At 70.8% G+C, this 10,509-nt stretch carries 13 protein-coding genes; 3 read left to right on the top strand and 10 right to left on the bottom strand.

What is annotated here, in order from left to right; genetic code table 11:
• Positions 1-122: 122 nt before the first annotated feature.
• From ABCR83_RS31450 to ABCR83_RS31425, 6 genes are all read right to left on the bottom strand, one after another.
• The gene (locus ABCR83_RS31450) at positions 123-404 is read right to left on the bottom strand and encodes a hypothetical protein (protein ID WP_462698666.1); all 282 of its coding nucleotides are present in this window, start codon (positions 402-404) and stop codon (positions 123-125) included.
• 63 nt (positions 405-467) lie between these two features.
• Positions 468-1,316, bottom strand: coding sequence for a helix-turn-helix domain-containing protein (locus ABCR83_RS31445; RefSeq protein WP_462698668.1), 849 nt, complete (start codon positions 1,314-1,316; stop codon positions 468-470).
• Between the two features lie 25 nt (positions 1,317-1,341).
• The gene (locus tag ABCR83_RS31440; RefSeq protein WP_462698665.1) at positions 1,342-1,872 is read right to left on the bottom strand and encodes a DUF6879 family protein; all 531 of its coding nucleotides are present in this window, start codon (positions 1,870-1,872) and stop codon (positions 1,342-1,344) included.
• A complete protein-coding gene (locus ABCR83_RS31435) occupies positions 1,841-2,095 on the bottom strand; it encodes a hypothetical protein (RefSeq protein ID WP_462698667.1) in 255 nt (84 codons plus the stop codon). The genes ABCR83_RS31440 and ABCR83_RS31435 overlap by 32 nt, the downstream gene beginning before the upstream one ends.
• A gap of 215 nt (positions 2,096-2,310) precedes the next feature.
• Complete coding sequence (locus ABCR83_RS31430) at positions 2,311-2,658, bottom strand: hypothetical protein (RefSeq protein ID WP_462698664.1); 348 nt, start codon at positions 2,656-2,658, stop codon at positions 2,311-2,313.
• Between the two features lie 156 nt (positions 2,659-2,814).
• Positions 2,815-3,618 (bottom strand): exodeoxyribonuclease III, encoded by an 804-nt coding sequence (locus tag ABCR83_RS31425; protein ID WP_462698663.1) that lies wholly within the window; start codon positions 3,616-3,618, stop codon positions 2,815-2,817.
• Positions 3,619-3,686: 68 nt separating this feature from the next.
• Between ABCR83_RS31425 and ABCR83_RS31420 the strand changes: the two genes are divergently transcribed.
• Positions 3,687-4,172: a GNAT family N-acetyltransferase gene (locus ABCR83_RS31420; protein ID WP_462698662.1), complete on the top strand. Its 486-nt coding sequence runs from the start codon at positions 3,687-3,689 to the stop codon at positions 4,170-4,172.
• A gap of 24 nt (positions 4,173-4,196) precedes the next feature.
• On the opposite strand, the gene ABCR83_RS31415 is transcribed toward ABCR83_RS31420, so the two are convergent.
• Genes ABCR83_RS31415 through ABCR83_RS31405 form a run of 3 tightly spaced genes read right to left on the bottom strand, consistent with a single transcriptional unit; the run spans position 4,197 to position 6,468 of the window.
• Positions 4,197-4,700 carry a DUF1269 domain-containing protein gene (locus tag ABCR83_RS31415; protein WP_462698661.1) on the bottom strand — a complete coding sequence of 168 codons (504 nt, stop codon included), beginning with the start codon at positions 4,698-4,700 and terminating at the stop codon, positions 4,197-4,199.
• Between the two features lie 52 nt (positions 4,701-4,752).
• Positions 4,753-5,991 carry an ATP-binding protein gene (locus ABCR83_RS31410; RefSeq protein ID WP_462698660.1) on the bottom strand — a complete coding sequence of 413 codons (1,239 nt, stop codon included), beginning with the start codon at positions 5,989-5,991 and terminating at the stop codon, positions 4,753-4,755.
• A gap of 21 nt (positions 5,992-6,012) precedes the next feature.
• Positions 6,013-6,468 carry a hypothetical protein gene (locus ABCR83_RS31405; RefSeq protein WP_462698659.1) on the bottom strand — a complete coding sequence of 152 codons (456 nt, stop codon included), beginning with the start codon at positions 6,466-6,468 and terminating at the stop codon, positions 6,013-6,015.
• Between the two features lie 151 nt (positions 6,469-6,619).
• Here ABCR83_RS31405 and ABCR83_RS31400 point away from each other — a divergent pair, with 151 nt between their 5' ends.
• Positions 6,620-8,812, top strand: a complete 2,193-nt coding sequence (locus ABCR83_RS31400; protein WP_462698658.1) for an alpha-N-acetylglucosaminidase — start codon at positions 6,620-6,622, stop codon at positions 8,810-8,812.
• An 81-nt stretch (positions 8,813-8,893) separates the two neighbouring features.
• Here ABCR83_RS31400 and ABCR83_RS31395 read toward each other — a convergent pair whose 3' ends face one another.
• The gene (locus ABCR83_RS31395) at positions 8,894-9,748 is read right to left on the bottom strand and encodes a putative RNA methyltransferase (RefSeq protein ID WP_462698657.1); all 855 of its coding nucleotides are present in this window, start codon (positions 9,746-9,748) and stop codon (positions 8,894-8,896) included.
• Positions 9,749-10,001: 253 nt separating this feature from the next.
• Here ABCR83_RS31395 and ABCR83_RS31390 point away from each other — a divergent pair, with 253 nt between their 5' ends.
• Complete coding sequence (locus tag ABCR83_RS31390) at positions 10,002-10,445, top strand: XRE family transcriptional regulator (RefSeq protein WP_462698656.1); 444 nt, start codon at positions 10,002-10,004, stop codon at positions 10,443-10,445.
• Positions 10,446-10,509: the final 64 nt, after the last annotated feature.

The raw sequence follows: 10,509 nt of genomic DNA, 5'->3' as shown, positions 1-10,509 counted from the left end.
ATACGTGGTTACGCACACCCACCCGACTTTGCGAGCCAGCAGGTGAGGACCCCTCCGGCCGGCAACCGTCAAGCAGCCGACCGGACAGGAGACTTCAGTGGGAACGCGGCGGAGCAGCCCCGCTAGGCTTCGCGGTCACGCCGGCTCCGCTTCGCCGACTCCGCGTAGATCAGGGCATCGATCAGCTTGCGGGCGGTGGGCAACGGCACGGTCCCCAGGTACAGCGACGGCTCACCGGCGAGGGAGGCCCGACCCAACAGCTGGGGCCAGGAGTCCTGGCCGCCCACTTCGATGCCCATCTCCGCCAGCACCCGCCCGAGCATGAACGCGGTGTCGTCAGCCTTTCGCTTTCCGGCCAGGAAGGCTTCGGCTTGCTGTGCGGCTGCTTCGGTGTCCGTGGTCATGGCGAAGACGCTAGGAACCAGAGGGGGGCAGCTGCCAGAAAGTTGCAGTCGGTTGCAGACCAATCATCCGAGCGAGTCGATGGCACTCGTGATCAGCGACCGTGCATGGGCACCGTACACAGCCAGTTGTTGCAGCTCCTTGAAAGCTTTGAGGTAATCGCGTACCTCGCCCGGCGCGGTCACTGTCACCTGTGCGGTCAGCAACTCCACATGTACCCGGGCATCATCAAAGGCATTGAACGTCTCCATCGCCCACACGGTGCGAGGGGTGTTGGCGGGAATCACTCCTAGACTGACCGATGGCAGCGACATCACGGACAACAGGTGACCGAGCTGTCCGGCCATTGCCTCGGCGTCACCGAACTGGTACCGGAGGACGGTTTCCTCAACCAGCATGGCAAACCGGTGGTCGCCTTCCCGAAGAACACGGGATCTCGCCAAGCGTGCTGCCACGGCGTCGGCAACGTCGTTCGGGGCCTCTCTGAATGCTGCGACTGACCGGAGCAGGGCCGTTGCGTACCCCTCGGCCTGGAGGAACCCCGGCACCAAGTTCGAGCAGTAGACGCGGAAATGACGCGTCTGCTCGTACAAGGGAACGTAGGACTCCTGGATCCGACGGAGCCCGGTCCGGTGGAGTCGCTTCCACTGCATGTACATGGACTCGGCCGCGCGGTTGGCCGCTATGAGGTCGACCGCGTCATCACCGGCACCGCAGGCCGCGCACCACGCCTGAATGTCCGCGTCCGAGGGGGCTGTCTTTGCGTTTTCGATCCGGCTGGACTTCGCTTTGTGCCAGCCGCACCGGACAGCCAATTCGTGTCCCGTCAGCCCTGCGTCCCGCCTGAGCTCCTTGAGTCGTCCGGCCAATGCTTCACGGGCCGCCTGAGCGCTGGACGAAGGAGACGTGGGCATGAGCTGGCTGTCCAGTGGTGGCGTGTCAGACCTCGTACTTATCGTGCTCGACGCCACGTTCCCATACAGCTTCAAATGCTGAAGCGCACAACTTCACCACATCGGGATCTTCGGACAGCTCGTATCCCGCGCCCTGGCCGTCTCCGGTGAAGTGGTTGAACTCGACGAGCCGATTGTCGAAGACCCAGAAGTCGTTTCCGGGCAACGCCAGGCCCGACGCCTGCCGACGCGGCAGCCATCGGACTTGTTCTCCTGCTGCGATGTTGGTGAATGTGCCGCTGTGCTCGAACTTGATGTACTCACTCACCGGCTCGGACACGATCCGGGCTCGCCGCATCACCACACCACGCGCCACGGTCCGGGACACCAGGTCCAGCCACGGACGCCACCATGACTCGCGGTCCTGGGGGTCAAGCCGGTGTCCGGCCTTCCATGTGGTGAACCCAGAGGTCTCGTAGTCCACGGCGTAGGAATCCCGCATCTCGAGGTGCACCGCAGAGCGCTCGGCCGAATTCAGCAGCTCTTCAAAGCTGGGCTGCTGCTTGTTCTGCGACATCACACGCCTTCCTGATCAGCGGCACCATCCGTGCCGGGATGCGGACCACGGCTTCCGTGTCGGGCTTGGGACTGTTCTTCAGACACTCGGCCTGAGCCGCCTCATTGGCCAGCCATCCCTGGAAGAGGAGTTCGGGTTCGGGCTCCGCACCTGTATCGACCCACACCGCCGGGCACTGATTGTCCCCGGTGTTGGGGTCGATCCCGATGAACTGTAGATCCACGACTGCCTCCCGTATAGCGCCCGTTGCGGTCAGTTGCATGACCATCAGCCCATCGCCCGGGGCGCGTCAAGAGCGCACGCCCAGCGCTCCAATACCTCAAAGAAGCGCAAAGCCCCCGCTCAACGCGGGTTCTCCGCAAGGTCGTTCAGCCCTCAAACGTCACCGTTACGGGTGCACGGTCGCTCCACCACTCCGCATGCGAAGCCGCCCGCCGGTCACCGGCCGGGCTCCGTGCGGGCTGCCAGGTGGCGGATGTTGGACGCTTCTTCCAGGAGTGCTTTGGCTTCGGCCTGGTCGGTGCACTCATAGGCGGCGCGGTGTTCGAGACCGGTGACGTGGGCGTCGAGCTGCGGATCGCGGGCGATTGCGTACTCACCCCACCACCGGGCCATGAAGGCGGGCACGGTGCTGATGTCGTATGCGTCGGCGACATACCGCTTCCAGTGCGCGTCGAAATCGGGCAGGAGCCGGGGAGCGTGCTGGGCGATGGCTTCGCGGAGGGCCTTCGGGGTTCTCTCCGGCATGGGTGGGATGCCCGGCTCGCCCACGGCAGCTGTGGTCATCGTGCCTCTCCTCCGTCCGGCCTGTGCTTCCTGGTGCGGGGGCCTGTGCAGGCTATCGCCGCACAGGGCGTGGGCGAGGGCGTACCGGGTGAATCCGAGCTGAGCCCCGTCCGTGCGCTGCCCCGCGTGGTACATGGGCGGGGCTCTCCCGCCGGGCTACAGCTCGTAGACCACCGTCACCGGCGCATGGTCCGACCACCGCAGGTCATGGCTGACCGCCCGCTCCACCACGGCCTTCACCGCGCGCTCCGCGAGCCCTGCCGTCGCCACCTGGTAGTCGATCCGCCACCCCGAGTCGTTGTCAAAGGCCCGCCCCCGGTAGGACCACCAGGAGTACGGCCCCTCGACCCCCGGGTGCAGGGCGCGCACCACGTCCACGTATCCGCCGTCCGATGCGTCGAAGACCCGCGTCAGCCAGGCGCGTTCCTCGGGCAGGAAGCCTGCGCTCCTGCGGTTGGCCTTCCAGTTCCTGAGGTCGGCCTCCTGGTGGGCGATGTTCCAGTCGCCGCACACCAGCACCTCGCGGCCCTCCGCCGCCGCCCGGGCCTTCAACGCCACCAGATGGGGCAGGAATTCGGCCATGAAGCGTTCCTTCTCGTCCTGCCGCTCCGTGCCCACCTCCCCCGAGGGCAGATAGAGGCTGGCGACCGTGACGCCGGGCAGGTCGACCTCCGCATAGCGCCCGCTGCCGTCGAACTCGGCCGAGCCGAAGCCGGTTCGCACCGCCTCCGGCTCGCGCCGTGTGCAGAGGGAGACGCCCGCGCGGCCCTTGGCCGCCGCCGGGGCGTGCACGGTGTGCCAGCCCTCGGGGTCGCGCACCTCGTCGGGGAGCTGGTGCGGTTCGGCGCGGACCTCCTGGAGGCAGACGACATCGGCGTCGGTCGCCGCCAGCCACTCCACAAAGCCCTTCTTGGCCGCGGCGCGCAGGCCGTTCACATTCACGGTCGTCACAGTGAGCATTCCGGAACGATACCGACTTCCCCGGCGGCCCTGTCACCCCGACATCGGACGCCCGTACGATTTCTGGAATGCGGATCCTGCCCGTCGCCTATGACCACCCCGACGCCGTCACCCTCAATGACCAGGTACAGCTCGAATACGCCGAGCGCTATGGAGACGGCGACCTCACCCCCATGGACCCGGCCCAGTTCGCCCCGCCGCGTGGCCTGTATCTCATCGCCTACGAGCCGGACGGCACGCCCGTGGCCTCGGGCGGCTGGCGAGCGCAGGAGCGCAACGCGGAGGGCTACTCGGACGGTGACGCCGAGCTGAAGCGGATGTATGTGGTGCCGCGGGCGCGCGGCTGGGGGCTGGCCCGGCGCATCCTGGCGCGACTGGAGGAGGACGCCCGGGAGGCCGGGCGCACCCGCATGGTGCTGGAGACCGGGATCATGCAGCCCGAGGCGATCGCCCTCTACACCTCCAGCGGCTATGCGCCCGCCCCGAAGTTCGGGCTCTACCGGGCCCACGACGCCAGCCGCTGCTTCGCCAAGCCGCTCTCCATACGGGTCTGAGGCGCCCGGCGAGGCAGCGCCCGCTCAGCCCCGGCCCTCCGCGATGGCCGCCTCGACCTCCGCGCGCACCCGTTTCGCCGGGTAGCGCGCTGCCGTGCCGTATCGGGCCAGGGCCCGGTCCGCCGCGTCCGGCCCGTCCTCGCCGAGCTCGGCCACCAGGACCGTCGAGCCCGGCGGCACCTCCTCGGCCAGCATCTCCAGCGCGGCATTGGACCCGGTGGCCCGCCGGGCGTCGTGGGCGCCGCCGATCAGGCCCCCCGCACCGAAGCCGATCAGGACGCCGAGCGGACCGCCGAGGATGCCCAGCAGCCCGCCGATCAGGCCGCCCACGGTGAAGGCCCGCGCGGTGCCGGTGTGGTCCACGGCGTCCGGGAAGTCCAGGGCGCCCTCGGCGTCCCTGGCGATCACCGCGGCCTCGTGCAGCCGGACGGCACCGTCGGCATGCGCCGAGCGGAGGGCGTCCAGCGCCCGGTGGCCGGTCTCGGGGTCCGCGACGGTCATGAACAGCACATTCTCGGCAGTGGTCATGGCTTCCACTCTTGGGCCTGCCAGGCCCGCCCGCACCTCAGCCGCCCGCACCTCAGCCGTCCGCCTCCGCGGGCTCCTCCGCCCGCGCCGACCCGCTGAGGTCCAGGGTCGCCTCCGCTCCCCCGGCCGCCGGGTTGGCGAAGGCCAGCCCCGCGCCGAGCACCCGGGCCTGTCCGGCCGCGATCGTCAGCCCCAGGCCCAGCCCGGAGCCGGAGCCGGTGCGAAAGCGCTGCGGACCACGGGTCAGCAGCTGGTCGGGGAAGCCCGGGCCCTGGTCGCGGACGCGGACGACGGGCCCGTCGACCTCCGCGACGACCGGCGCCGAGCCATGCCGGAAGGCATTGGTGACCAGGTTGGCCAGTATCCGCTCGACCCGCCGGGCATCGGTGTCGACCAGGCTGTCGCGGACCACCCGCACCTCGACGGGCCCCTGGCCCGGGACGACCGCCGCCCGCACCGCCCGCCGGGTCAGCTCGCCCAGCTCCCGTACCTCCGTCTCGGCGCGCTCGGCGTCCCCGTCCAGCCGGGCCACCTCCAGGACGTCCTCCATCAGACCGCTCACCCGCCGCGCCCGCTCCTGGACCATCTCCGTGGGGCGGCCCGGCGGCAGCAGGGCGGCGGCCGCGACCAGGCCCGCGATGGGGGTGCGCAGCTCATGGGAGATATTGGCGGTCACCTCGCGCTCGGCCTGGATCCGGGCGGCGAGGGCGTCGGCCATCCGGTTGACGGCCTGGATCATCCGGGCTGTCTCGTCCTTGCCGCCCCGGGGCCGCAGCCGTGCGGTGAGATCGCCGTCGGCGATCCGCTCGGCGATCCTGGCGGAGGAATTCAGCCGCCGTCCCACCACGGTCGCCAGGCCCACCCCGACGACACAGGCGAAGGCGGTGCCCAGGCCCCCGGCCAGCAGCAGGACATCGTCGAGATCGCGCAGATTGCGGGTTTCCCGGCTGTAGGGGCGCTTGACGACGATGATGTCCGCGCCCAGCCGGCTGGCCGCCCACAGCATGGGATCCCGCCCGTCGCGGTCCTCCAGGTAGACGGCGCGCTTGCCCTTCTCCACGACCCTGCGCAGCGGGCCGGGCATCCGGGGCGGGTTCACCAGGGTGTGGGTCCGCCAGACGTTGCCCGCGGCGTGGTCCTCGACGGCGGCGACCAGCCGGGCGTCCAGGCTGTCGGACGCCGCCTCGAACTGGTTCATCGCGGTGCGGTGGTGCACCACAAAGCCCATGAGGACGGCGACCAGCGCGGCGGTGACGGCGATCGCCGCGCCGATCTTCGTACGCAGTCCCATGGGTTCCAGGCTCCTCGGCGGTCAGCGCTTCGGTACATAGAGCCGCAGGTCCCGCAGCTCGTTGTGCTGCTCCGGCGGCAGCCCCTCGGCGATGACCGCGGCCCGACCGTAGTAGGCGGAACGATCCTGCCTCACCAGGCCGCCAAGCCTGACCTTGGCCCGGTGGGGGTGCACGGCACAGTCCGGCATGCACCAGGTGCCGGACACCTCGCCGGTCGCCTCGGCGGTCGGCCCGTCCCAGCTCTTCCAGTGCAGACCGGTGAGGTGGATGGTCCCGTTGACCTCGATGGACGCGGGACGCGTCAGCTCGGGCCGGTCGGGGCCCTCGACGACATAAGCGGGCACCGAACCGGCCGCGGGCTTCGCCGCGGGGCCGGTCACCTTGAGCCCGCTCGGATCGCCGCACCCGGTCAGCAGTGCACCCAGCAGACCGACGGCGAGCACGGTGCCGCCGAAGGTCTTGGTGAGTGGTCGCACGGGGTTCCTCACGTAGGGCTATTCGTGGCAAATGTTACCGGTGTGGGTGACTCGGCTTCCGCGCCCTTGACGCTGCGCGGACATCTGCTCATAGGATCTCGGCGCTTACGTGGTCCAGTCCAGGAACCGCAGCGCCATGGGAGGTCACCCCATGCACATCCCCCGTCGCACGATCCTCGGAGCCCTCGCCGGAACCGCCGCCCTGGGCGGGATGGCGACGCCCCCCGCCGCCGCGGAGCCGCCCGCGGCCGGCGGAAGCGGCGGCGCGGCCGGCGCGGCCCTCGCCCGGCTGCTCCCCCGCCACCACCACCAGGTCACCTTCCGCACCCTGCCGCACCGGGGCGGCGCGGATGCCTTCCGGGTGACCGGGACACCGGGCCGGATCCTCGTCGAGGGCACCACCCCGGCCGTCCAGCTCACCGGCTTCCACTGGTACCTCAGACACACCGCGCACGCCCACTTCTCCTGGGCCGGCGCCCAGACCGGCCTCCCCGACAGACTCCCCGCCGTGCGTACCCCCCTCACCAGGACCGCGAACGTCCGGCACCGCTTTGTGTTCAACGACACCAACGACGGCTACACCGGCCCCTATCACGGCTGGGACTACTGGGAGCACGAGCTCGACATCCTGGCCCTGTACGGCTTCAACGAGGTACTCGTCTATGCGGGCGCCGACACCGTCTACCACCGGACCTTCCTCGAACACGGCTATCACGACCAGGAGTTGCGGTCCTGGGTCCCCGGCCCCGCGCACCAGCCGTGGTGGCTGATGCAGAACATGGCGTCCTTCGGCGGCCCCGTCTCGCACGCCCTCCTCGACCGCCGCACCGCCCTGGCCAAGAAGATCGTGCGGCGGCTGCGCGAACTGGGCATGACCCCCGTGTTCCCCGGCTACTACGGCACCGTGCCGCCCGGCTTCGACCGGCGCAACCCGGGTGCGCGCATCGTCCCGCAGGGCGACTGGCCGGGCTTCCGCCGCCCCGACTGGCTCGACCCGCGCACCCCGCACTTCGGCCGCGTCGCCCGTACCTTCTACCGGGTCCAGCAGGAGCTCTTCGGAGCGACCTCGATGTACAAGATGGACCTGCTGCACGAGGGCGGCACCCCCGGCAAGGTGCCCATCGGCGCCGCCGCCAAGGCCGTGGAGAAGGCCCTGCGCACCGCCCACCCCGGGGCGACCTGGGCCGTCCTGGGCTGGCAGAGCAACCCCCGGCGCGAGATCGTCGACGCCGTCGACCGCTCCCGGATGCTCGTCCTCGACGGGCTCTCCGACCGTTTCCCCACCGTGACGGACCGCGAGAAGGACTGGGGCGGCACCCCCTACGCCTTCGGCTCCATCTGGAACTTCGGCGGCCACACCGCGCTGGGCGCCAACGCACCCGACTGGGCCGAGCTGTACCACCGCTGGCGCACCAAGCAGGGCAGCGCCCTGCACGGCATCGCGCTGCTGCCCGAGGCCGCCGACAACAACCCCGCCGCCCTGGCCCTCTTCGCCGACCTGCCCTGGACGGACGGGCCGGTGAACCTCGCCACCTGGTTCGGCCAGTGGCCCGTCCAGCGCTACGGCGGCACCGACCCCCATGCGGCGCAGGCCTGGGACGTGCTGCGCCGCACCGCCTACGGGACCTCCCGCGCGGACAGCTGGAGCGAGGCGGCCGAGGGGCTCTTCGGCGCCCGGCCCGACCTCGCGGTCGAGCATGCGGCGAGCTGGTCGCCCCCCAAACTGCGGTATGACGCCGCCGAGTTCGACAAGGCCCTGCCCGCGCTGCTGGCCGTCGCCCCCGCCCTGCGGAGCAGCTCCGCCTACCGGTACGACCTCCTCGATGTCGCCCGGCAGTCGGCGGCCAACCGCAGCCGGCTGCTGCTGCCGGGCATCAAGTCGGCGTACCAGGCCGGGGATCGGGGGCGCCTGGGGGAGCTGACCCGGCAGTGGCTGGGCTGGCTGGACCTGCTGGAGGAGCTGGTCGCCACGGACGGCCGCCATCTGCTGGGCCGTTGGATCGCCGACGCCCGCGCCTGGGGGTCCGACGCCGCCGAGCGCGACCGCCTGGAGCACGATGCCGTCTCGCTGCTGACGGTGTGGGGGCCGCGCGCCTCGGCGAACGGCGGCAAGCTGCACGACTATGCCAACCGGGAGTGGTCCGGGCTGGTCGGCGGGCTGTACCGGCTGCGCTGGACGACGTACTTCACCGAACTGGACGCGGCCCTGGCGGCGGGCCGGGGGCCCAAACCGATCGACTGGTTCGCGCTGGAGGACGGCTGGACCCGGAAGCGGCCGCAGTTCCCGGCGCAGCCGGTGGGGGACGTGTTCCAGGTCGCCCGCAAGGTGGCGGGCCGCCTGTGAATCAGGGCCGGGTCCGACGGGCCGGCGCGCCGTGCCGGGCGTCCGGCCGGTCGGTTCATTGCCCCGGGCCAATGATCTCCATCACCGTGGCCGGTACACCGACACCAGACAGGAGACCGAGGCCCGGAACGGCACCTCCAGCCGGTCGATGCGCCGCCGCAGCTCCGCCGGCGCCACATGACGGGCCGTGGGCCCCATGGAGGCCAGGTTCCCGATGTCCTCGGCGGCCAGCGTCAGCCGATGCTCATGGCACTCCGTGCGCTCCTCGCGGAACCGCTCGCCCAGCGTGCGGTGCAGCCGGTCCGCCTTGGCCGCATCCACCGCCAGCAGCCCCAAGGGGCCGCGCAGCTCGGCCAGGTGACGTGGCGTCGGAACAACCACCACCAGCACCCCGCCGGGCCGCAGCACGCGATGGAACTCCTCGCCGTTGCGGGGCGCGAAGACATTGATCACCACATCGACGGAGCCCGGGCGCACCGGCAGCGGACGCCATACGTCCCAACTCGCCGCCCCCGCCCGTGGATGCGCCCGGGCGGCCTGGCGCAGGGCGAACTTGGAGGCGTCCAGCCCCAGGCCGACGGCGCCCGGCAGGGCGTCCAGCACGGCGGCCAGGTAATGGCCGGTGCCCACTCCGGCGTCCAGCACGGTGCCGTCCGGCGGGGCCGACCGCGCCACCACGCCCGCCAGCGCGCTCATCAGCGGCGCGTAGTGCCCGGCGCCCAGAAACCCGGCACGGGCCCGCACCATGGCCGCGGTGTCGGCGGTCCCCGCTCGCATGTCGCCGGTCAGCAGACCGGCGTATCCCTGGCGGGCGAGGTCGAAGGCATGCCGGTTGGCACAGCGCAGCGAGCCGTCGGCGGGCGCGAAGGACTCCCCGCACAGCGGGCACACCAGCAGGGCGAGCAGCGCATCATGTGCGGACGGGGCGACGGGCATGATCCTCTTCGGCGGCGGTTCGACTGTGGAGGGCCGGGCAGCCGGCGCAGACGATGATCAAGAGACTAACACCGGCGGGAGGGCTGGATTCCGGCCGTCACAAGGGATCTGACGGGCGGAATCCCCACCCCGGTCCTCCCGCGAAATGGCCGCCCGGCCGGCCTTCCCGCCATGGCCACAACCTTCAACCTCTGGTTGAATCAAGGGAGTTCCGCGGCCGTCCGCATCGTGCCGCACAGCGGAGGTGGGTGCGATGTCCGGTGCCGCGAAACGGCCGACGCTGGCCGGCAGCCTCAACCGGCTGTTCGACGACCTCCGCCCGGAGGGCCCCCGCGGGCGGAGGTATACGAACGAGGAAGTGGCGGCGGCGATCAAACGGGAGAACCCCCATGTGCGGGTGGGCGGCGCCTATATATCGGCCCTCAGAAAGGGCACCAAGAAACATCCGTCCACCGACCTGGTGACGGCACTGTCCCGGTTCTTCGGGGTCCCGGTCGCCTACTTCCTGGACGATGCCACCGGCTCGCGGACCCTCGCCGAGCTCGAGCTCGCCCGGCTCGCCCATCATCACCCGGTGCGAAGACTCGCCCTGCGCGCCCTGGAGTTGTCCCCGGAAGGGCTCTCCCTGGTGGCCGAGCTGATCGAGCGCGTACTGGCGGACGACCGAGCCACCCGGCGACCGTCCGCCAGCCACTGAGCGGGAAACGAACCGTTCCTATTCAGTGAGCAGGAGTGAGTCTTGGACCCACACCTGGTCACTG

Source organism: Streptomyces xingningensis (assembly GCF_054957865.1).
The sequence above is the reverse complement of the archived record's forward strand: the minus strand, read 5'-3'. Positions and strand labels throughout refer to the sequence as shown.